At 33.0% G+C, this 23,954-nt stretch carries 20 protein-coding genes, 1 other RNA gene and 1 pseudogene; 3 read left to right on the top strand and 19 right to left on the bottom strand.

What is annotated here, in order from left to right; translation table 11 throughout:
- Positions 1-65 precede the first annotated feature (65 nt).
- Positions 66-805, bottom strand: a pseudogene (locus CLMAG_RS27375) (uracil-DNA glycosylase family protein).
- 92 nt (positions 806-897) lie between these two features.
- On the bottom strand, positions 898-1,371 hold the full coding sequence (msrB, locus tag CLMAG_RS27370; RefSeq protein WP_066630309.1) for a peptide-methionine (R)-S-oxide reductase MsrB: 474 nt from the start codon (positions 1,369-1,371) through the stop codon (positions 898-900).
- A gap of 172 nt (positions 1,372-1,543) precedes the next feature.
- Between msrB and CLMAG_RS27365 the strand changes: the two genes are divergently transcribed.
- The gene (locus tag CLMAG_RS27365; RefSeq protein ID WP_066630308.1) at positions 1,544-1,852 is read left to right on the top strand and encodes a hypothetical protein; all 309 of its coding nucleotides are present in this window, start codon (positions 1,544-1,546) and stop codon (positions 1,850-1,852) included.
- Positions 1,853-1,989: 137 nt separating this feature from the next.
- On the opposite strand, the gene CLMAG_RS27360 is transcribed toward CLMAG_RS27365, so the two are convergent.
- The 12 genes from CLMAG_RS27360 to CLMAG_RS27305 form a co-directional block, all read right to left on the bottom strand.
- A complete protein-coding gene (locus CLMAG_RS27360) occupies positions 1,990-3,204 on the bottom strand; it encodes an NAD(P)/FAD-dependent oxidoreductase (protein WP_066630307.1) in 1,215 nt (404 codons plus the stop codon).
- A gap of 157 nt (positions 3,205-3,361) precedes the next feature.
- Positions 3,362-4,267 (bottom strand): glycyl-radical enzyme activating protein, encoded by a 906-nt coding sequence (locus CLMAG_RS27355; protein WP_066630306.1) that lies wholly within the window; start codon positions 4,265-4,267, stop codon positions 3,362-3,364.
- A 325-nt stretch (positions 4,268-4,592) separates the two neighbouring features.
- Positions 4,593-6,962: a glycyl radical protein gene (locus CLMAG_RS27350; RefSeq protein ID WP_066630305.1), complete on the bottom strand. Its 2,370-nt coding sequence runs from the start codon at positions 6,960-6,962 to the stop codon at positions 4,593-4,595.
- A 380-nt stretch (positions 6,963-7,342) separates the two neighbouring features.
- The gene (locus CLMAG_RS27345) at positions 7,343-7,891 is read right to left on the bottom strand and encodes a helix-turn-helix domain-containing protein (protein ID WP_066630303.1); all 549 of its coding nucleotides are present in this window, start codon (positions 7,889-7,891) and stop codon (positions 7,343-7,345) included.
- Between the two features lie 232 nt (positions 7,892-8,123).
- Positions 8,124-8,471: a hypothetical protein gene (locus tag CLMAG_RS27340; RefSeq protein ID WP_066630301.1), complete on the bottom strand. Its 348-nt coding sequence runs from the start codon at positions 8,469-8,471 to the stop codon at positions 8,124-8,126.
- 149 nt (positions 8,472-8,620) lie between these two features.
- Complete coding sequence (gene fliD / locus CLMAG_RS27335; RefSeq protein ID WP_066630299.1) at positions 8,621-9,865, bottom strand: flagellar filament capping protein FliD; 1,245 nt, start codon at positions 9,863-9,865, stop codon at positions 8,621-8,623.
- A gap of 89 nt (positions 9,866-9,954) precedes the next feature.
- Positions 9,955-11,049 carry an S-methyl-5-thioribose-1-phosphate isomerase gene (gene mtnA / locus CLMAG_RS27330; RefSeq protein ID WP_066630297.1) on the bottom strand — a complete coding sequence of 365 codons (1,095 nt, stop codon included), beginning with the start codon at positions 11,047-11,049 and terminating at the stop codon, positions 9,955-9,957.
- Between the two features lie 48 nt (positions 11,050-11,097).
- The gene (gene mtnK / locus CLMAG_RS27325; protein WP_066630295.1) at positions 11,098-12,324 is read right to left on the bottom strand and encodes an S-methyl-5-thioribose kinase; all 1,227 of its coding nucleotides are present in this window, start codon (positions 12,322-12,324) and stop codon (positions 11,098-11,100) included.
- 254 nt (positions 12,325-12,578) lie between these two features.
- Positions 12,579-13,595, bottom strand: a complete 1,017-nt coding sequence (locus tag CLMAG_RS27320) for an ABC transporter permease (protein WP_242873151.1) — start codon at positions 13,593-13,595, stop codon at positions 12,579-12,581.
- Positions 13,576-15,111, bottom strand: a complete 1,536-nt coding sequence (locus CLMAG_RS27315; protein ID WP_066630291.1) for a sugar ABC transporter ATP-binding protein — start codon at positions 15,109-15,111, stop codon at positions 13,576-13,578. The genes CLMAG_RS27320 and CLMAG_RS27315 overlap by 20 nt, the downstream gene beginning before the upstream one ends.
- Positions 15,112-15,158: 47 nt before the next feature.
- Positions 15,159-16,283 (bottom strand): sugar ABC transporter substrate-binding protein, encoded by a 1,125-nt coding sequence (locus tag CLMAG_RS27310; RefSeq protein WP_066630289.1) that lies wholly within the window; start codon positions 16,281-16,283, stop codon positions 15,159-15,161.
- A 424-nt stretch (positions 16,284-16,707) separates the two neighbouring features.
- Positions 16,708-17,373, bottom strand: coding sequence for a class II aldolase/adducin family protein (locus tag CLMAG_RS27305; protein ID WP_082832113.1), 666 nt, complete (start codon positions 17,371-17,373; stop codon positions 16,708-16,710).
- 343 nt (positions 17,374-17,716) lie between these two features.
- Between CLMAG_RS27305 and ffs the strand changes: the two genes are divergently transcribed.
- An RNA gene (gene ffs, locus CLMAG_RS27300) (signal recognition particle sRNA large type) lies at positions 17,717-17,982 on the top strand.
- Between the two features lie 293 nt (positions 17,983-18,275).
- Here the strand turns inward: ffs and CLMAG_RS27295 are convergent.
- A complete protein-coding gene (locus CLMAG_RS27295) occupies positions 18,276-19,529 on the bottom strand; it encodes an MFS transporter (RefSeq protein WP_066630287.1) in 1,254 nt (417 codons plus the stop codon).
- A gap of 228 nt (positions 19,530-19,757) precedes the next feature.
- Here CLMAG_RS27295 and CLMAG_RS27290 point away from each other — a divergent pair, with 228 nt between their 5' ends.
- A complete protein-coding gene (locus tag CLMAG_RS27290) occupies positions 19,758-21,470 on the top strand; it encodes a methyl-accepting chemotaxis protein (RefSeq protein WP_066630285.1) in 1,713 nt (570 codons plus the stop codon).
- Positions 21,471-21,941: 471 nt separating this feature from the next.
- On the opposite strand, the gene CLMAG_RS27285 is transcribed toward CLMAG_RS27290, so the two are convergent.
- The 4 genes from CLMAG_RS27285 to CLMAG_RS27275 form a co-directional block, all read right to left on the bottom strand.
- Positions 21,942-22,487 carry a GGDEF domain-containing protein gene (locus CLMAG_RS27285; RefSeq protein WP_066630283.1) on the bottom strand — a complete coding sequence of 182 codons (546 nt, stop codon included), beginning with the start codon at positions 22,485-22,487 and terminating at the stop codon, positions 21,942-21,944.
- A 104-nt stretch (positions 22,488-22,591) separates the two neighbouring features.
- Positions 22,592-22,729 carry a response regulator gene (locus CLMAG_RS32045; RefSeq protein ID WP_139264224.1) on the bottom strand — a complete coding sequence of 46 codons (138 nt, stop codon included), beginning with the start codon at positions 22,727-22,729 and terminating at the stop codon, positions 22,592-22,594.
- Positions 22,719-23,108 (bottom strand): protein-glutamate O-methyltransferase CheR, encoded by a 390-nt coding sequence (locus CLMAG_RS27280; protein ID WP_066630281.1) that lies wholly within the window; start codon positions 23,106-23,108, stop codon positions 22,719-22,721. The genes CLMAG_RS32045 and CLMAG_RS27280 overlap by 11 nt, the downstream gene beginning before the upstream one ends.
- On the bottom strand, positions 23,105-23,893 hold the full coding sequence (locus tag CLMAG_RS27275; protein WP_278331812.1) for a response regulator: 789 nt from the start codon (positions 23,891-23,893) through the stop codon (positions 23,105-23,107). The genes CLMAG_RS27280 and CLMAG_RS27275 overlap by 4 nt, the downstream gene beginning before the upstream one ends.
- Positions 23,894-23,954 lie beyond the last annotated feature (61 nt).

Genomic DNA, 23,954 nt, shown 5'->3' with positions numbered 1-23,954 from the left:
ACGAAGACTAATAGCTATTTAATATTTTATCATTTAAAAATACTGCTCTAAATCCTTAATTTATCTTAAAATAGGAAAAAGGCCCTAACCTTTTGCGTCAATGCTTCCTTGTTTCTATCAAACTGATTCCTTCTATGACCATTGGCCCAGAGGGATGAGGAAATCCAATCAGACACTGATTTTCCTCGATAATACCTAAATTAATAAACCTAATCAGTATTTCCTCTATGGATTTGCCTAAGGGAACAATTAGTGCTTTATTAAGTGATTCTATTTGAGGATAAAAGTATTTATCTATGTATTTTAGTAATAGCTTACTCTTTAATATTTTAGGACTGTGCCCATTATAATTTTTACCGTCTACAAAAACAGCGTGGGGAATTAATGATGTAGTATGGATTAAATAATCCTTATCTTCAAAAAGCTCCATACACTTTTCTATACCAAGTACTTTATTTAACTCCAGTTGATCTAACATATCTGTTATGTTTCTTCTAAGGATTCCATAAAACCTGACCTCATGTTTGCAAATGTAGGGAATCTCACTTAGCGGTATATTTTCTTCTAAGCACTTTCTGGCTATTACTATCGATCTATTCATTTGCTGAAAGCCAGGAGTTATGCCTATAATAAAAATCTTTGCATTTGGATTTATATATTCATTGTGTGTACAATAGTATATCTCCATGTTCTCTTGCTTTTCTATTAAGAAATCTTTAGTCAACAATTCATCCTTACTGTAGCTTTCCTTAAGTGGAAGCCTTAACAGATTACTGTAGTAATGCTCAATATCTCTGAAATTCATATAGCTTCACCTTTGATCAATATTTTTAACAGAATCATTTCTTAATTTACTACCTTCAAATGTAGTAAAAGGCATAATTTTTCTACGATATGCTATTTATTATGGCTACTACTATTGTCATCTACTAAAGAAATGTATTCCTCATATCCTTCTTCTTTCATTTTTTCAAGGGGAATAAATCTTAACGCGGCAGAGTTGATACAATATCTTAATCCTCCTTCTTCTATAGGACCATCATTAAAGACGTGACCAAGATGAGAATCAGCATGCTTGCTTCTAACTTCAATTCTATGCATATTATGACTAAAATCAGCTTTTTCCTTTATAAACTCTCTGCTTATAGGCTTTGAAAATGCTGGCCATCCACATCCAGAATTAAACTTATGAGTAGAGGCAAATAAAGGTTCACCAGAAACAATATCAACATATATACCTTTTTGAAAATGACTATTGTAAGTGTTATTAAAAGGCCTTTCCGTTGCATTTTCTTGTGTAACCTTATACTGCAGTTCATCAAGCTTTTCCATTAATTCTTCTTTGCTGGGCTTTTTATAATTTTGTGCCATAAAATCACTCCTCTTCATATCTATCATCTTATAAATGTATTATTGCAATTTTATGATTTATTTATATTAGTAATAATATATTTTAAAAATATTATTATTAAGTTATAATAATAGATGTTATTATAACTTAATAATAAAACTTATAAAAAAATAACTTAATGGAAGTGAATTTATGTTTAAATTTGAAGATATACTTTCGGGGGATTTTTCAAATTACCCAGAAGATGTTCAGGAATATATGAAAAAATACACTGAAAAGCTTAGGGAATCTATAAGAGCAGAACTCACCAAAGACTTGGCCCACAGGATGTTGAAGGATGTTGATAAAAGCAATGAAACCTTTATTAATATCTTAACGGAAATATTAGATAATGGCTGTAAGGGCTACAATAATATGTCCACAAAAGCATTATTAGATGTATACCTACAAAAGAAAAATGAAGAAGATTTTATTAAGCTTATAGAGAAAATCAAAGTATAGCAAGATCCCCAATTGAGTATAATTGGGGGGACTATTTGTCTTTTACTTTAAATCAGTATGACGGAAAATAATTAGCATCCATACTCCCTTAAAAGTTATCTTTAAATTAATACATTATTTCTTTCGCTGGCATCCTATTATTTATCAAACCTATCTATTTTAAAAAGCTCTAAATCTTCCTGTTCTTCTCCAAAGTATAGTTTGCTGAGCATCATTCCTCCTAGTACAGCAAATAGAATACCATTTGCTCCATACCCTAAACAGTACCATAATTTTTGATTATTTGGGTCCTTTCCTAGAAAACCCAAGTTATCTTGAGTAGATGCAAAAGCTCCGCAATATCTATATTCTATCTCTATATTTAGACTTTGGAACAAATTTTTAAGTCTTTGCTCTAATTTATCATACTGTTTACTGCATAATTCTTCATTGAATATATCTGGAAGAAAGTTTATATCCTCTCCACCAATTATTATTCTGTTGTCACTAGTTGTTCTAAAATAATTGTATGGTTTTTCATTATCTCTAATTACTACCTGTTTATAGATACTATCTATATTGCTAATAGGCTTGGTTGCAACATTAAAAGCTGTAGCTTTTGTTCCAAAGGCCCTTTCGGTAAAGAGCTTAGTGTTATATCCGGTAGCCACCATAATAATTTTGCCCTTTACTTTATGGCCATATACAGTTTCTACAGTAACACCACTTTCACTATACCTAACACCAATAACTTCTGTGTTTTCATATATCCTTAACCCTTTCTTACTGCTTACCTCAAGCAAAGCATGAGTAAATCTATAAGGATCTAGCTTAGCTCCACCACCCTTGCTTAATACTCCAGCCTTTACATCAAAGGAAAAGGGATTATTTTGTTCATCAATAAGTTCTACAGGAAATCCAGCTTCTTTTCTAATCTTATACTCTTCCTCAATTTCCTTCTTTTCTATATTTTTAGCTGTGTAAAGAAGACTATCTGTTCTTTCAAAGTCACAGGTATTCCCATACTCATTTATGAATTCTCCAATCTCATCCAGAGCTTTTATTCCTAGCTGATATGATCTTATAACATTCTCTATAGAGGTATATTCCTTTAATTCCATTGCTTTACTGTCAAGCTCATACTGAAGCAGGGAAGTTGTTATGCTGGTACTGCCATGAGCTATTCTTGATTTTTCTAGGATTACAGCATTAATATTATTTTTCGTAAAATAGTATCCTAGTATCGCTCCAGTTACTCCGCCACCTACTATTATTACATCTGTATCGATATCATCAGTTAAATACTCATACTGCTTAATCAATTTATTAATTCTGGTGAAAATACACTCTCCTTGTACATACTGTATGTTCATAATAACTACCTACTTTCTTATGGCTTTTTAATTATATTCTAATAATAAACAATAATATTATTTACAAAATCCTATGTAGTATGTACTTATAACATCATTTTGCCATTCAATAGAGGACATTTATTACTATAAAGAAGATCACTGTTAATATATTGTTTTATTTAAAACTCACTACCTCTACACCTTCATCTTCAACTATTTTGCTTAACTCCCTTAAGTATTCCTTACTTGGAGTTTTATATTGTCTTGATGGCTTTTCCAAACCAAGAGCTTCATACTTGCTATCGCCAAAAGAGTGAAATGGTAATAGCTCTATTTTAGGTTGATCTACATTAGCTTTAACAAATTCAGCAGTCCTTCTAATATTCTCTATATCCCCATTTACACCGTCAATTACTGGTACGCGAACCACTACAGGTATTTTCAATTCTTTAAGCCTTGATATGTTGTTTAATATCTTTTCATTGCTGACACCTGTATAAAGTCTATGTTTACTGTCGTCCATATGTTTTACATCTATAAATATTAAATTTAATTTTTCCAATATATCTTTTACTTCCTCAAATTCAAAGTAACCGGAAGTTTCAATAGCTAAATCTATTGCTTTATCATAAAGCTTATTTACAAGTTCTCTCAGCATATCCTCCTGCAGAGTTGCTTCCCCTCCAGAAAAAGTAACACCACCACCAGAATATCTATAAAATATCCTCTGTTTTTCTATTATATTTAATATTTGTTCACTATTATACTGATAAATTAAGTTTTTTCTGCTATTGGTTGGGCAAGCCTCTGCACAAAGTCCACAGGATATGCACTTTTTTCGCTGGAGAACATCATTTAAACTTCTTCCTATTTCATATGGACACACCCGCACACACCTTTGACATTTTATACATGTTTTTTCATAGTATGCAATCTTATTAAAACTTGTACAACTTTCTGGATTAGAACACCATTTACATTCTAATGGACAACCAGCAAAAAAAATAATCGTTCTAATTCCCTGTCCATCATTAACTGAAAAATTCTGCGGTTCCAAAAAATATCCACTTATGTTATTCATAAACTTTCCTCCTACCTTTGAATTAAATATTAGGACTGTTGCACTACATAGATAAGAACATCGGACACTTAACTTATGCGCAGGTACATGTTGCCAAAACTGAAGGCACATATAAAAACTTTTTTATTATTCTTAGCTCAGTATTGGGGAAAATCTTAGAACTATTGATATGTCCGAGGTACGAGTTTATCAATAGTTCTTAGATTTTGCCAAATGCTGAGCTTTAGAATAATTAAAGGTTTTTATCGTGCTGAAGTTTGGCAACATGTACCGAAGTATAAGTTAAGTGTCTGCCATGTTTATCTGTAAGTGCAACAGCCCTATATTAATAGTTTTTATGCTCTGTTCTTGCAATGATTGCATCCTGCATTGATCTTGATAGATTAACAAACTGTGTACTGTAGCCAGCAACTCTAACTAATAAATCTTTGTAATCTTCAGGATTACTTTGAGCTTTACGCAATGTTTCAGTAGATATGGTATTAAACTGAACATGAAAGGCTCCTAGGGAAAAGAAGGATTGAATCATAGAACCTAAGTTGCTTTGCCCTCTCTTCGTATTTACTAAGTCTTCATTTAATCTTAAGTTTAATAATGTTCCACCAGAATGCACATCCTGGTTAAGCTTTGCCGCTGAACGCATGGCTGCTAGTGGTGTAGAAGTATCTGATCCTGCAAATGGTGATACCCCTTCAGATAATGGCTCTTTAGCTTTTCTACCGCAGGGAGTTGCTCCAACAACTTTTCCTGTAGGCAAGTAGTTAGAAATCCCCATAAATGCTGTAGTAAAACTATTACCGTTTATGTCTTTATATTTGTGCACTTCTTTATAATAGTGATTTGCCATATTTATAGCAATATCATCAACATATTCAATATCATTGCCATACTTTGGCACTGCAGCAGCTAATTGCCTTAGTTCCTCATAACCTTCCCAGTTTGCATCAAGTGCCTTTATCATAGTATCCATTGTTGCAATTTTATCTTCAAAAACAAGTTTCTTGATTGCGGCTAGTGAGTTAGATGTAACTGCAAGACCTATTCCTGTAAGTACAGGTCCTATATTATATTTTGCACCGGCATCAACTAAGTCTTTACCTTTTATCATGCACTCTTCTATACAAGAAGATAGGAATGGTCTTGGAACCATTTCCTTATGGAGTTTTTGCGCTAATAAGGTAGCTATAATTGAGTGTTCAATTAAATTATCAAATTGTTTGTAGAAAGCTTTTTCAACTTCTTCATAGGATTGAAAGCTACTTGGATTTTTTTCGTCCAAACCTATTTTCTCGCCATTAATCCTGCTTTTACCTTCATTTAGTGCAAATTCTAAAGCTGCAGTAAAGTTTATGTTTACCGCTGAGGTCCATTCACCAGTTTTACGGAAATGAGGCACTACACAGCCACAGTTATTCCAATCTCTAGCATCTTCTGGTTCATAGCCTGCATTTATAAGCATTTGATAACCTGCCGCATCATTATGGATTGCCGGAAATCCAGTACCTTTACTTACTAAATGGGTAACCCCATCTAAAAAACTACTAGGGCAATCTTGATGAATTCTAACGCTTAGTCCTGGTTGGTGAGTTTTCACTCTTTCAGTAGCTTTTAAACACATATAAGAGAGATCATTGATAGCATCCTTTCCTTCTCTTGTTTTGCCTCCTACTGTCAGATTCTGAAATTGATTGTATCCTGCAAAGAATTCAGCAGTATTTGCAGAGATTGTCCAAACCCACTCAGATAATTTTATCCAAAGTGCTTCAATAAGCTCTTGAACTTGATCCTTTGTCATTATTCCTTTATCTATATCAGATTTATAGAATGGATACATAAACTGGTCAAATCTTCCAACATTGAGTGCCAGTGGATTTTCAGATATTATTCCACCAACCTGTGTAAACCAAACAAATTGAATGGCCTCATAAAAAGTGACCGGAGGATTTTCTGGTATTCTACTACATATGTCAGCTATTTTTAAAAGTTCATGTTTTCTTGTAGAATCACTTTCTATAGCAGCCATTTCTCTAGCTTTTGCAGCATATCTATTTGCAAGTATAATGATTCCTTCAGAAGTAATTATTATAGAATCGTAAAAACCCTTCTTTTTCATATCTTCTGCTGAAGTAAGAGAAAGCTTGGAGATATTTTCTTTTGCCTCATTAATAATACCACCAAAACCTTTTTTAAATAGAACATCTTGATAATCCGGTGTTATTTCACCAACAGCCTGTCTCCATTTTGAATCATTATCAACGAAGCCCGTATCTACTGCAACTTTTGCAGTTTCTTTAGGTAGTTGTGCTAAAAATGCTTCTTCTAAGGATTTTCCTTTCCAATATGGGAATATATTTTTTCTAACGAATTCCCTTTGTTCATCTGTCATAACATATGGATCTTGGACTCTTTTATCGAAGTTATCCATTTCTCTATCTACCCAAGTCCATGAGAACTCAGGAGTTAAGATACCGCATTTTCTAAATTCACCAATGGCACCAACAATAAGTTCTCCTTCGAAAATAGTAACTTCAATCTGTTCACAAGTATCTTTAAATGCCTTGGCCCTTCTTATAACAACTGATTCCCCTTCTGTTTTTTTGTGTGACTCTGTCCAAATTCTTGCTCTTTCATAGGAAATTGCAGGCTTTGCATTGATATAGTTCTGTCTTGCAAATTCAATTCTTTCTGTAATCATAGTTATCTCCTTTCACCTTTATGTATTTATTTTATGACATACTTTGTGCGTTATAACATATTGAGTTTTTAAAATTAATCCAGAATATATTTTTATAGAGAACTAACCCAGAAGTTAACCTATTGTTTATGTAAGCTAACTTTCAACCCTAATTCTCTATTTAACACTCTGGATTGAAGCAAGATCTTAATTCAGATGGGGATTCTTTTACCCCATCTGAATTTTAGAGCTGCGAATGCATGGCTTACTTGGCGTTGAACTCCCACTTAAGCAGAGAACCAAAATCTATGATTTTGTGTGAATCGCTTACTCCTCTGACGTTAGGAAGAGGAGTTTCATATAAAGTGAGAGACTTACACCAAGTTAGTCAGGTTAAAATTCTAATATTTAATTATATTTTGAAATATAACTTCAGTATCATATGGATTGCTGTAAGTGTGATTCTTATTTGGTTTAAACCTCAATGCTGATGGAGCAGTAAGCTCAAAGGTCTGTTCATCCACAGTGAGCTTTAAAGTGCCTTCTGTTACTACAATGTATTCTTCTACTGAACTTTGATGAGGTGTAGAAACATGTTCAGCACCTGGAAGCAGTTTAATATAAAAATATTCAAAGCCTAACATTGGATTGAAGGGAAACACATCATATAATACCATCTTGCCATCGGATTCGTATACCGGTTCTATATCATCTATTGATACCGCTTCGTAATCAGTACTTTCACTGCCTAAGAGCTCTGAAAAAGAGATCCGTAACCCCGTAGAAATCTTCCATAATACTGATATTGTAGGATTTGATTCACCTCTTTCAATTTGACCAAGCATCGCTTTGCTTACTCCAGTTAGATTAGATGTCTCTTCTAAAGTCAATCCTCTTTCAAATCTCACCCTTTTCAAAACTGAACCTATATTGTATGTTGGATTCTTCAATTTATATCAACCTTTCTTAACATTGCCATTTTTACAATATATACATTATAACATATATTGTACATTATAACATACCTTGAATCAAAAATAATAAATGAAGTGAAAACTTGAATCAGATAGGGTTTCAACCCCCACCTGATCCTTAGTTGAACGAATCCAGTATCGGAGCAGGTACGTCATCAGATAAAAGCTTAGTGATCTATACGTTACATTGAGGTGATATCGATAACCTCTAACGCTGCAATTCTAATCTGATATTAAACTCTTTTTTAAGTTCGATTTTTATAGCCTCAACATAATGCTCATCAGCACTATGATTAATTGTAATATGATGAATGTCATCTGATTTTATACAAATTATAGGGTTTTCTTCACTATCTTCGTCTTGAAAATCTAGTAAAGTTTCTTTTTCACAATTTTGAAAGAGTTTGTAATCAAGATTCCTATATAATTGATTTGTAATTATATCATTACTAGTGTTTATTAAAACTTGTTTTCCTTTAAATTCTTGTAATGCTTTATCTAATCTTGCCATTATCTCACTTTGTTCTTTTGATAATCCCTGACTTGTTTCTTCCATAATTATTTCCTCCTATTTAGTTAACACTGTATTTTTGATAACCTAAACACTTTCTTGGGCTATTTTTAAGCTCACTTTGTTTGTAGTTTTTTAAGGGGTGTTAACAAACAAAGTGAGACAACTGTATAATTGTATTTTTTATTGAGTTTTTAACGATATAAGTTTAGTATTGAACCTTCATTTATATAACTATAGGATGCTATTAAGCTTTTATTATAGACATCTAGGATATTAACTCCAGCTGCTGTAAATGGATTCCTTGCAATTGAATCTGAATAATATTCAATCTTTACTGCTACTCTTTGATATCCATTAAAGGTATCTTTTACTGTCTTTATATCATTTTCTATTTTATCGTTAAGTTTCTTGTTATCTACAGAAAGAGTATGGTCTTCATTTATAGTAATACCCATTTTCTCTAAGCTACTTTTATTTCTATCAATAAGTGAAGTTATTCCTTTTAGTGCATTACTATTATTCATACCGTTACTATTAGTAGCTTCAATAAGGTTATTATAACTTTCCACAAAATCATTTATATCCTCTGCGATTTTGCTGCTGTCTTGTTTTACTGTTACTTTAACTGCCTCCGTTGTTGAATTCTTTAGAGTAAAGGTTACCCTACCTCTATCTGTAGTTACATCATTGCTATTAGCAGTGTAGGAAACATTATTTATCTCATATTTAGCATCTACTGCCTTTGAACTAATATTGTCTATTCCTGTACTTGCTACTGCATTTCCAGTTTTATCAGTAATGGAAAAAATATTATTTGTACCAGTTTTATCTGAAGTAAGTTGTAGGTTAATATTATTATTAGAACTGTTTTTTACTACTACTGCTTTTACTCCAGCCTGCGAATCATTGATTGCCTTTGCCATTTTATTCAATACTGCTTCATTACTGTCTCCTGCAGTTACTGAAAAGCTTATATCCTTAGACTTACCAGCGGCTGCAATTGTAATTGTATTGGTTCCTGCTTGTACTGAACTTATCTGGTTTTTATCTACTGCACCACCAGTGTTTACTTGTGCTGTGGCTATTTGATCTACCTTAATTTGATAAACAGTGTTATAAACACCATTTTCAGCAGTGGCTGTAACTTTAGTACTGTCTTCTGAGGAAGCAGATTTTTGTGCAAAAGTTCCGCTATTTGTGTTATTAGTAATTTTTTTTGCACTATTTACTAAGTCTTCTGCATCTTTTTTCAAAGTCAATGCAGAAGTTAACCTACTCATATTGTTTGCAGTTGAACTGCTGCTTTCAGTATTGCTATATCCACTTTTTACAACCTGATTTATTGAATTAACCATAGGAACATTTGATGTGGATCCATTATTGTTCCATAACCTTGAATAATAACTGTACACCTTTACCATATTACTAATATACATACTCTTCCCCCCTTTCTTTTTTCACCCCTAGTATTTTTATCGTGTTTTCTATGGAAATCATTACTACATTTTCGTTATGATTTTCCTATTTAGAAGCTATCTTTGAATTTTTCTTTCTTTTGAAATATATCTTTTAATGTTTCTGTATATGGAGCTCGAGCTATCCCGTACTCTGTTACAATCCCTGAAATCAAATCATTATCAGTAACATCAAAGGCTGGATTGAAAACTTTAATTCCCTCTGGAGACATTCGTTCTTTATACCACATTTCTGTAACTTCTTCCGCCGGTCTCTGCTCTATTTTGATATCAGCACCTGTCTTAGTACTCATATCAATAGTAGAGGTAGGCGCACAAATATAAAAAGGTATATTGTATCTTTTTGCCACAATAGCCACTACAGAAGTTCCGATTTTATTGGCCGCATCACCATTAGCAGCTACACGATCACACCCTACAAATATAGCCTTAACCCAACCATTTTTCATTACTGTAGCTGACATATTATCGCAGATTAATGTAACATCAAGCCCAGATTCAAATAACTCAAAAGCAGTCAATCTAGCTCCCTGAAGAAGAGGTCTTGTCTCATCAGCAAAAATTTTGAAGTTATAACCTCTTTCATGGCCTAAATACATAGGTGCAGTTGCTGTTCCATATTTAACTGTAGCTAATTGTCCAGCATTGCAATGAGTTAAAATACCATCTCCCGGTTTTACAAGGGTCAGCCCAAATTCTCCAATTTGTTTACACACCCAAATATCTTCTTTCCTTATAGCTATTGCTTCATTATGAAGTAACTCCTTGATTTCTGATACAGATTTCCCCCTATTTGCTTTAACAACACTATCCATACGGTTTAATGCCCAGAATAAATTAACAGCTGTTGGTCTTGATGAAGCCAAGTAATCTTTCGCCTGGTCAAACAGCTTATAAAAATCATCAAAATCATCTGCCTGAATTTCTTTAGCTGCCAAGTATACCCCTATAGCCGCAGCAACACCAATGGCAGGTGCTCCTCTAACCTTAAGAAAGTAAATGGCTTCCCATATATCCTTTTGATTTGTCAGTCTTAATATCTCCATTTTACCTGGAAGCTTTGTTTGATCAATAATTACTAAGGCACTATTTTCATCATCTAAAGCTACCGTATCATAATTCATGATTAATTTTTTACTTTCCATATTCTCTTTTCCTTTCTTTTACACTACTTATGACAAAAAGTCTTCTATTTACGAATATAGTTCAATAACTTCATTAATGGCTTTTCTATAGTCAGCTCCAGTATTGAATTTTTCTCTATTAATTATATAATTCTTAGCCAAAGTAATTACCATCTTTTCTACCATAGTTCTTTTGTCTTGATCCAGAATTGTTGTAATATCCTTGACATTAGCCATACCCACAGTTCTTCTTATAGATTCAAGACCTGCAACTCCTGCTGTGTCAGCTAAAATATTACCTAAATACCAATCCAGAAAACCTTCTCTTTTAGCCATTATATCCGCTGCACTTTCTCTAAATTTCACTTTGAATTTAGCTATAAATTTATCAACAATTTCTTCTATGGTGTCAATAGCCCAATTGCAGAACTTCTCTCTTTTTTCTTTATTTTCAATAGTTGCATATCCATTACACCAGGTAAAAAACATATTGGCGATAACATTGCCCACATCATATCCAATAGGACCATAAAAAGCAAACTCAGGGTCAAATATAAAAGTATGTTCTTTATTTATGAATATGGAACCAGTGTGTAAATCTCCATGAATTAAGGCTTGGGCATTATTCATGAAATCAAATTTCAACTTTGCTACTTCTAGGTGAAGTTGTTTATCTTCATATAATTCCTTTTGAACAAAATCTGCTACTGGCGGAAAAACATTATTTCTATGATTATAATCAATATATGGCTCGCTGTAGACTAAATCCTCTGTAATTTCACAAAGATCTGGGTTGATAAATTGTTTAACTAATTCTTTTTTTTCCTTATGATTCATCACTACATCTGTTGTAGGTAATAAAGTATTTACCATAAAAGTTGTTATATGTTCTGCAAATTTTGGATATATTTCATGATTCATTAATCCAGTACGCATCATAGTATGTCCAATCATATCTTCCATAATAATGGCGCACATTACTCCATCGTAAAGATATACTTTGGGAACAAGTCCATGAGCATATTTATTTTGCGTTTGCAATATTTTAGCCTCTATTCTACCTCTATCAGTAGATACTTTCATCTCTTTTGATATCCTCAGAGCTTCTCCTGCTTGCTTCACAATAATGGACTTACCAGATTTAGTATCCTTTATTCTGAATACATAATTTAAATTGCCGTCGCCTATCTCTTTTGATTCCAGTTTTACATCATCTTCAAAAAAATGAATCTTCTCTTGAACGTATTCTTCAACATCTTCAGTTTTCATTAAAAAATAAGTATCAAATCGAGACATAAACAATCACCTTACCTTTCTTAAGTATATGAAGTGGAAACTTGAATCAGATGGGGTTTCGTCTACGACCCGGGGCTTTGCCCGTTAAATGCCATTTAGGCATTTAACCCCCATCTGATTCTTAGTTGAACGAATCCAGGGACATAGCCGATCTTTACTCTCACTTTGGAGAAGATGGGAGTATTAGAGCGGGTAGTCATCGGATAAAAGATTCTATATAAATTAAGATAAAAGAAATCATAAAGATTTCTTTTTTAAGTATCCTTTTTATTAACGTAAGTAAGTGCTAAAGCTATTGCAAGCACTGCACCCTTTATAATATCTATCGCATAATATGGAACAGACATCATAATTAATCCATTTTCAAGCATACCTACCAGTACCGCTCCTGCCAAGGTACCAAAGGCATTTGGTTTACCTGCTCCAGCAACAGAAAAGCCAATATATGCTGCTGCCACCGCTGGCATTAGATAAGCAGCACCAGCATTAACCTGAGCGGTACCAACTCTTGCAGCTATCAGTATACCTCCTAAGGCTGCAAAACCTGCAGATAATAAATATGCAAATATTTTATACTTATTAACAGCGATACCTGATAGCTTTGCTGCCTCTGGGTTTCCTCCAACGGCATACATATATCTTCCATACTTAGTATAGTTTAAAAAGAAATGTGCAAATATAACTACAACTATCATAATTACTATAATCCATGGTTCCTTACCTAAACTTCTAAAGGCAGGGGATACTAAGCCTACAGATGCCTGCCCACTTTTCATCATCATGCGTTCTGTAATAGCACCGCCATTAGAATATGTCATTGCTACACCCTGAAACATAAACATTGTAGATAAGGCTGCAACCATATCTGGTATCTTCATTTTTACAATAAGAAAACTATTTATTAACCCAATAACTAGACAAACTATTATAGTAAGAACAATAGATGAAAATATATTCATACCATACCAAACAAACATTGACATAACTAAAAAGTCTGCAAAATTTGCATTAGCACCAATTGACAAGTCCATCCCTTTGACAGTTAATGAAAAGGTCAATCCAATTGCTATAATTGCTGTAATTGCTATACTTCTAATAATTGTAATTATGTTATCATTAGTTAGGAAAACACTTGAATTTTTACTGGTACTCCAATTGGCAAAGGTAAAAAATATAAATAGTACCACTATTGTTATTAAAGTTCCCCATTTGGTAATAAACTTCATTAATTCTTTACTTTTCTTATTTCCATCAACTACTTGTTCCTTCACTTGCTTCTCCCCCCATTGAATAATATAACAGTTCTTCTTCATTGATATCTGCAATACTGTTCAATTCCTTAATAATCTCTCCATCAAACATCACATACACCCTGTCTGCAATTGATAGTATTTCCTGAAACTCACAGGATGCATATAATATGCCTTTCCCCTGCTCTGCCAGCCGTTCAATTAGCTGATACATTTCACGTTTTGCACCAACGTCAATACCTTTTGTAGGCTCATCGAAAATATAGATTTCCGATTCAGAATTGAGCCATTTTCCAAGTACAACCTTCTGCTGATTACCTCCTGACAATAATGCAACTACTTGCTCCTCTAATGGAGTCTTAATTCCAAGATCACCAATCATTACACGGGCATCCTTCTTTTCTTTCTTTTTATCTACAATTGAAAAAGCTTTAGTATATTTCTTTATGGATGCAATGCTAATATTGGAGTATACAGGGTCAGTAATTAGTACTCCTTCCTTTCGTCTTTCTTCAGGAACAAGAGCAAATCCGCATTTTACTGCTCCATGGGGATCCTTATATTTAAGTTTTTTGCCATTTAGTTTTATATTACCGCTCTTTTGCTTTAAGGCACCAAAAAGGGTTTTACAGAGCTCAGTTTTTCCAGCACCCACTAGCCCTGCTATTCCAACTATTTCTACCTGATTAATTCTTAAGTTTATGTTTTTAACCAGATTATTTTCCTCTGTAAGATCTTTAACCTCTAGTAATGTAGGCCCAATGTTAACTTGCTTTTTTATATATTGATCCGTCATTTTTTGTCCAAGCATTAATTCAACTACTTTTCTCTGCTCTAATTCTGACTTAATAGGCATACTTGTAACAACTTGTCCATCACGCATTATGGTAATTGAATCACATATTTCGAATAATTCACTAATTCTATGGGATATAAATACTACAGACACACCTTCTTTAGCTAGTTGACGAACGATTCTAAACAACTCTTTTGTTTCTGAATTAGACAATGGAGCGGTGGGCTCGTCTAAAATCAGTACTCGGCACTTTTCAACTACACATCTAGCAATAAGCACCATCTGTTTTTCTGACAAGGTTAAATCTGAAGCTAATCGTTTTACATCAAGTTCTACATTTAATTTTTTTAGAATTGAACTGGCTGCAGCCCGTATGTTATTCCAGTTAACTAGTTGTTTTTTTTCCATATTGTTTACAAGATAATCAAACATAACATTCTCTGCAACAGAAAGATAAGGGATTAAAGCTGTATCTACCTCCTGAAAAACAATCTCAATGCCAAGATTTTTTGCATCTTTAGGGGATCGGATTTCAACCGATTCCCCATCTATAAAAATCTCACCAATATAATTTGAGTTGGCGCCTGCTAGAACCTTCATTAAAGTTGATTTGCCTGCGCCATTTGCACCAATAAGCGCTTGAATTGTTCCACCTTCAAGGTCGAAATCAACGTTAGATAAAGCTTTAACCCCTGGAAATTCAACTGAAACATTTTTCATTTCTAGTTTTATTTTATCCATTTGCTTCACCCTCACATATAATTACATAATGATTGTTACTATCTAAATTACTTGCCATTAATCTTTTTCACTTCGTCCATCCAAGGCTCATTAAGTGAATCTTCTTTTGAAGTAGCATCACCCCAACCATTAATAACTGTTATAAGATTTGTCATGCTTATGTCTGAGGATAATTGTGAAGTTTTAACTAAATTTGCTTTTAAATTAAAGTATTCTGGAGTTTCTAAGTTTAAAAATTTCTTAGCTAAAAGTCTAGTATCAACAATACCGATTAATTTAGGGTCAACTGCAGCTGTAGATTTCCATACATCTTTGTTTTTAAGCATTAACTGAATATCATCATTAGATATATCTATTGTATACATAGGGATGTCCGTTCTTTTAGCATCGTTTAATGACTGTAATACACCTTTTGCAAGTTCATCATAACAACCCCAGATAGCATCTACAGATCCTTTTGAATACTTAGGAAGAATAGCAGCTGTCTTGTTAGTCATATCACCACGAACGTTTGCTGTATCCGATGGAGCAATAACTTCAACAGTTTTGATCTTACCTTCTTGTTCTAGCTTAGTATAAACAACATTACGTCTATCTAAAGGTGGAATTCCAGGACCCATGAATGTCTTTAGAACTTTCATATCGAACTCTTCCATCATAAAGCCAAGTGATAAACTTGCCAACGCATTATCATCCTGTGCTGTTGAAGTAATATCTTGAAGTAACTGTCCTTTAGCGTCACCGTCTTTAAGAGGCATACTATCAAATGTAACTACTTTTATGCCCTTATCTATATCAGGTTTTAACATGTTATATGCATAAGATAACTGAGCATGGGAAATTATTAGTCCATCATACCCTTTTTGGATACATTGAGCAGTAACCTCCTGTGTTCTAGCATCATCACCATCTGTTACAAAGGTATCAACTGTAAATCCAAGTGCCTTACCCTCTGATACACAACCATCTAAAAATTGTTGTGTATGATCACCTGCTGCAAGATTACGAACAACTGCAACCTTTTTCCCCTTAAGAGCCTTAGCATAGGATGCCGTATCTCCTGCTTTTACTGCAGAATCTGATCCGGATGTAGTAGCATTACTTCCACCTCCACATGCAGACAAGGACGCACACATAAGCGCTGTCAACGTCAAAGCTAATAACTTTTTCATAAAAACTTTACCCCCTTCTAATTTACCCCTAATTTAAGCTTAATTTATTCTAATAAATACCATAATATTACAATATTTCACTAAACGTTTACACTCCTCTTATACCTTATATTTCCGAATATAAAATAATTGATATAAGAAAAAATTGGATTAAGCAAAAAATCTCGGTTTTATGAAGTTAAAACTTGAATCAGCTGGAGTTTCAAACTCCAGCTGATTCTTAGTTGAACAAATCCAGGGACGTAGCCGCTCGCAACGTACACTTTGAAGAAAAGCAGAGAACCAAAATCTATGATTTTGTGTGAATCGCTTTCACAGAGTGCGTATGGGAGTATTAGAGCGGGTAGTCATTGGATAAAAAGAGACTGTATATAAATTGGTTTTTCACACAAATCTATATACAGTCCTAAATATTTTTATCATATTAATTATCTAATTTACGTTTGGTATTCAATAGTTCTTCAACTTGATCATGAGAAAGTTCGTTTTGTTTTCCAATTATATAGCCTGTGTACATAAGTATATTAGCATAATACTCAATTGATTCCATTCTATAAAAGGCTTGATATATATCCTTACCCCAGCTTAATGCACCATGATGTGCCAAAAGCACACCATTATGTGTTTTGCAAAAGGGTGCAATTGAATCAGGAATACCTTGTGATCCGGGCGTAGCGTAGGGAGCTATTGGAACTGTCCCCAATTGAACAATTGCCTCCGGAAGAATTGCCTTATCTAAGCTGATTCCAGCAATTGCAAAAGAAGTAGCAACAGGTGGATGTGCATGTGTAACTGCCATAACGTCAGGATTTTCTTTATAAACACGAAGATGCATTTTAAATTCAGATGATGGCTTCAATTTTCCATCTACTATTTTCCCATCTAAATCCATCTTTATCATCATATCTTCCGTCATATACCCTTTAGAAACACCTGTGGGAGTTATCCATATGGTATTAGAATCAACTTTACAACTAATATTTCCATCATTTGCTGCTACAAATCCTTTTTCATATATTCTTCGTCCAATATCTACCAATGATTTCTTAGCTTCAGAATCAGAAGGATAATTAACACCTTCAATATTCATTTTATATCACCTCTTAATAGTTTTTATGATACAGATCTATACTTTTCTTATACCTTGTCCTATTTATTTATGTATAACACTAACATTTAATCATTATTTTGTAAACTATTACACCTACTTTTTATTGGTTTTAATGCTTGTCAAATAATCTATACTCTCAATACCTAGTCGTTAGATATTAATATCACTTATTCTATAAGCTTTTGTACTATTAGAAGACAATCGCATCTATAAGCTACTGATTTTATTGGATAACATTACTAGTCATATATCCCTTGTACAAGGACTTTAATTATGTTATTATAGTCTCACAGCAAGGAAATAACTAATTTAAAGATAGAATTCGTGCTAGATGGGGAGCTAGCGGTGCCCTGTAACCTGCAATCCGCTACAGCAAGATTGAATTCCCTCTATAGGCTTTAGTCTGTTGGGTCTGCCTGATCAAAGTAGTATTGAGAATTGGGTCCCATGCGACAGAAGCTCATGAACTCCGTCAGATCCGGAAGGAAGCAGCGGTAAGTGATCACTTCTGAGTGCCGTGGAACAACCTGGTTTGAGCTAACTTGATCTGTACCGCCAGTAGGGTAACTGTCGACAGAGGGTGCACGATATACATAGACCATATTTCTGAAATACTCGCTAAGCTCTTATTTTGAACCTACATTTAAGCTTCGGGAGTCCAATATTTAGATGAAGAAATGTACTTTCTTGTGAGTCCTTTTACGGCATTGAAGGCGATTGAGGCATCTGTGAGGACACCCACCTATCGAGAGATAGGTGTCAAAATAAGAGTACTGATATTTTGGATGATTTATTTTAGAAATTTTAAGCCAATGCTTATTATTGTTAAGCATTGGCTTTTGATCTATTTAAGTATTATCTTCCCTCATTACCCCTTCTAACTACTTTGCTTCCTGATGCTGTTTCTTAAGAAGAATTCCACCAGCTAAACCAAGCATTGAGAATATAATCGGGATAATAAAACCGTAAAAATATCCAACATTACTTGAAGCAGTATGGAAATGGTCTAGTACTTTTCCAAAAATACTTGGTAATAAAACAGCACTTAAAAATCCTCCCGTATTTGCAAATCCTGAAACAACACCTACTTCTTTTATAGGAAAAGATTGCCTGACAGCTGCAAATGTCAAAGTACTCGCTCCATTACAATAACCGATAACTAGGAAAAGGATAACTAATATAAAAAATGGAGGTTTTCCATGGAATAAAATAAAAGTACTCCAACTCACAAGGTTAATAAAATGAGCAATAACATAAAGGATTTTGATAGATTCTAATCGGCTAGAAATCAAACTAGTTAAAGGAGCACCAATAAGACCGCCGATAAGGCCTATCATGATGAGCTGACTTGCACCTGAACGGGTCATTCCATATACATGCATTCCATATGGCACTGCCCAGGAGCCAATAAAACCAACATATGTACCTACAAGACCAAAATGGCATAAGAATGTTGCCCAGGCCTGACGCTGGGAAAATATGCGCCTTAAGATAACAATAGTTTTTTCACGTTTATATTCCTTCTCCCTAGGATTGATTGCAGAATAGTTCTTTCCCATTTGTTTTGGTTTCCTAATAAGAACAAAATAAAGAAGAATGGCAGAAAGACATAAAATAATTCCTGTTACAAAAAACGGAATTCTCCAACCAGATAAAGAAATCCATGCTGAAAAAGGAACAGTTGCCGCTAAGAACCCAAAGCTTCCACTCATTCCAGCTAAACCAAGCAATCCAATAAACTCTCTTGCTTTAAACCACTGACTTAAAATCAATACTAAGTTAATCCAAATCGCTGCATCTCCCATTCCATCCAATAGTCTACCAAGAAACAGAACCAATACATTTGTTGCAGCACTATAAATTAAAGTACCTAAACCACTAAGTAGTGTCCCTGTAATAAGAAAAAAATTGGGGCCATAACGATCTGACAATATTCCAATGGGAATTTGTAAACTAGAATAGGCCAAAAACTGAATACTGGCCAATAATCCAATTATGGATGATGTCACATTAAAATCTTTTATTAATTGATCTGAAATTAATCCCGGTGCTGTTCTTTGACTTACGATTATAAAATAAGAAAATAATACTGCGCCAAAAACAACCCACCTATACTTGTTTTTTTGTTTTTCCAATTAGCCTCTACTCCTATCTATTTTCTTCTTTACTATTATAAACTTTTTTTAGTAGTTTTTGTACTCTTATAACTAGCTACCTTGGTTTAATTTATTTAACATATCATAATTAAAACTTTTCTTCTTCCAAATAATACTGTATAATATAAAATATTAATAAATAATTTATATTAATTAATATTCTATATTATAAATTTTATATAAATAGTTATTTTTAGGAGGGTTATCATGGAATTGTTTAGTAACTTAAAAATGAAACAAAAATTGTTATTAGGATTTCTATTTGCATCACTATTTGTTTTAATCGCAGGTATAATTGGCGGAACTAGTATGAAAAAGATGACTACAGTATCAAATGCATTATATAATAGTGATTTGAAAAATCTAAAAAACTTGGAGGAACTCAATGCTAATACAATGCATCTAAGGCTTGAAATAATAAATCTTGTAGAAAGCAGAGACAGTAATAAAACTCAAGTTACAATAAACACTAGCACTATGTATAGAAATAAGAATAATGAAATTATAAGTACCTATAAAAAATCCAATCTCACTGCTGAAGAAGAAATCTTACTGGATGAACTGGACACTGAGCTAAAAGATTGGAGAAATATATGCGATGAAATATTCAATCTTATGTCTCAAGGAAAATATGATGAGGCAATGAGTTTAAATAAAGAATCAGCATCTTATAGAAGTAAATTAACTGAAACTGTTGAAAAGTTAGTTAATATTACTGTAAAAAAAGCAGATAATAGAAATAATTCAAGTTATATGACATATAAAACTTCTCTTTTGATTATAGCCTCTGTTACTTTAATAAGTTTTATTATATCTATATTATTAGGATTGAAAATTACTAACTCTTCAATAAGAGAAATTAATAAAATTTTAAAGTTCAGTGAAGATTTGAGCAACGGAATTTTAAATAAACCAATAAAACTTAGCAGTAAAGACGAAATAGGTACGATAGCTCAAAGGTTAAATCATGCAACTGACAGTATAAAAGCTCTAGTAAAAGAAATAATGAACAGCACAGAGCATATGAATTCTACAAGCCAGGAATTGTCTGCAACTACAGAAGAAATTTCATCAATAATGTCTTCTGTAAATGAAGCAACAGATCAAATAGCTGAAAGCTCTCAAAATTTAAGCAGTGTTACAGAAGAAATAAGTGCATCCACTCAGGAAATAAACGGAAACATAAGTAAACTTTCCAATAAAGCAAATGATGCAGCACAGTCCTCAAATGAAATAAAAAAACGTGCAGTTGATATAAAAGAAAAAGCTTCTAAGAATATAGAAGAAGGTAAAGTCATATACGATGAAAAGAAAAAAAATATTATAAAGGCAATTGAAGATGGGAAGGTTGTTTCTGAAGTTAAAACTATGGCAGCATCTATTGCAAATATATCAGAACAGACAAATCTTCTTGCTCTAAATGCAGCAATTGAAGCAGCAAGAGCAGGAGTACAAGGAAGAGGTTTTGCTGTTGTAGCTGATGAGGTTAGAAAATTATCTGAAGAATCTTCAAAGGCAGTTCAGAGTATTAACAAAATGGTACTTGCAGTAGAAAAGGCTTTTAATAACATCTCTAATAGTGGTACTGAAATGCTTGATTACATGGCAAATGTAGTTGTACCTAACTATCAATTGCTTATGGATACAGGAATTCAATATGAGAAGGATGCTGAAATGATAAATAGTATGTCAAATGATATAAACGACTCCTTAAAACAAATAAAAGAGATAGTATCCCAGGTAAATATCGCCGTTGAAGATGCCGCTTCCACAGCAGAACAATCTGCATCCGGTTCCGAAGAGATACTTGGAAGTGTGAATGAGGTTGCTAAAACAATTGAAGATATAGCACATTCTTCACAAAGCCAGGCTGAGCTTTCACAAAAAATTGCAAGTATAGTAAATAAGTTTATTGTATAGTCATAACGGGGATACTACATGGTGAATTCACAAAAACAAACTTTACATTTTAACAATTTGTTAATTAATGCATATTTATTTTATTAATATTGCAATATTTTTATAAATGATATATAATAATAATTGTCCTAAGTTAATATAACTTGGAGGAAATCAAACTAAAATTGTAGACCAACCCTTTTATACAAGCATTAGTAGAAATACTAGTGCTTATTTTTTTATCCGATGACTACCCTCTCTAATACTCCCATACGCACTCTGTGAAAGCGATTCACACAAAATCATAGATTTTGGTTCTCTGCTTTTCTTCAAAGTGTACGTTGCGAGCGGCTACATCCCAGGATTCGCTCAACTAAGAATCAGATGGAGTTTGAAACTCCATCTGATTCAAGTTTTCACTTCATTAACTATTAAAACTTAGTAAGCCCGGGAGGACTTGCCTACCGAGCTTACTTCTTATATTATATCTTCCTATTTGTGAATACTTACTTGGTTACGTCCATTTAATTTTGAATTATACAAAGCCTTATCTGCATCTTCTATAAACTCATTTATAGAGTAATTGACCTTTGGTACAATTGTTTTAATTCCTAAACTCAATATAACATAAGGTGATACAGAGGAGTGTTCATGAGTAATTCGCAGCGCTTCTATATCTTTTCTTATTGTTTCCGCTATAACCATTGCTCCATCTTCATCTGTTTCAGGTAATATTACAGCAAATTCTTCCCCACCATACCTTGCTACAAAATCTAGTGGTCTCTTTATACTTGATGCCATAGCTTTTGCGACTTTAATAAGACATTCGTCACCTTTGAGATGACCATAATTATCATTATAGTTTTTAAAAAAATCTATATCAGCCATTATTAATGATATTGGCTTGTCCGATCTAAAGCAATTTTTTAAGCTCATATCCATATAATTATGAAAACTTCTTCTATTTGAAATACCAGTAAGCCCATCTAATGTGGAAAGACTCTCTAATTTGAAATTAGCTTTCTGGAGCTCAGACAATTCTTTAATCTTTAATTCCAGTAATCTAGTTTGTTCCTCTACTAATTTCTTTTGATTATAAAGTTCTAGAAAAACTTTAACTTTACTTTGAAGAATAATTGGCTCTATAGGCTTAAAGCTTCATTCCCTGACGTTGCCTTTATAATATTACAATCCATATCTTCAAGTAAACTTTCTAGAACAAGTAAGTTATCTTGTCTATCATCTACAATTAATATATTAATATCACTTTTATTTTTCATTTATATCTCCCACTAATTCAATTAGCTTATCACTTATTTTATTTAAAGAAAGTATATAATCTACTTCTGTAATCTTTATAGCTGCCTTTGGCATAAAATCTACTTCTGCAGTACTTAGATCTCTAAACATTTCCGTAACATTAATAGAGAAATCAGATAACAATGCTTTAAAAAATTCTTTATCATATAATAATTTATATTGCATCTCTGAAATTCTAGTCAATCCTTCTTTAGACATCCTCCTAAGAATACGCCTTTTCATATGAGCATTTGAGTAATTTCTAAAATCATAACCATATTTTAAATATATTGCCTGCAATAGTAGCGATATCTCGATATCTTCACTTTCAATTCTTCCTTTTATTTCATCCTGATTCATTTATACAACCACACCCTTAGAAGTGAAATAAGTTTATTAATATCCACAGGTTTTGTTAAATAGTCATTGGCTCCAGCTTCAATACACTTTTCTCTGTCATCCTTCATTGCTTTAGCTGTAATAGCTATAATGGGAATATTTTTAAATGTTTCTTCTTTTCTTATTTTCCTCATTGCAGCATATCCATCCATTTCAGGCATCATCACATCCATTAAGATTAAATCTGTATCAGGATTCTCCTGTAGTTTTTTAATACCCTCTACACCATTACGTCCAACAATTACACTTATGCCCTTTTCCTCAAGAGCACTTGTTAGAGCAAAAACATTTCTCATATCATCATCCACAATAAGTATTTTTTTATTTGTTAAAGAGCTTTCCTTTTCATGGGTAGATCTTATATGTCTAATTTGCTCCTTATCTATCTTTGAATCTACACTGTGAAAAAATAGATTTGCTTCATCAAGAAGCCTTGTAACGGAACTCTTTCCTTTTATTATAATACTTTCTGCGTATTTCTTTAGTTGCGCTTCATCTTCCTGCGTAATATTATTCTCTGTATGAATTAGAATAGGAAAATTTATCATATCTTCATATTTTAATTTATTTAGAAGCTCCATCCCACTCATATCTTTAAGTTTTAAATCTAATATCATGCAATCAAATTGTTCAGCCTTCAGTAAGTTATATGCATCTAATCCACTTTCTGACGTTGTTACCTGAAACCCTCTCTCCCTTAAACTATCATATATTATATTAGTTTGATCTTTATTTTCATCAACAATAAGAAGCTTCTTAAGGTCCTTTGATATGTTATTTTCAATTTTATCAAATAAATTGCAAAGT

Source organism: Clostridium magnum DSM 2767, from assembly GCF_001623875.1.
Lineage (GTDB): Bacteria > Bacillota > Clostridia > Clostridiales > Clostridiaceae > Clostridium_AM > Clostridium_AM magnum.
This window is presented reverse-complemented; position numbering and strand designations above follow the sequence as displayed.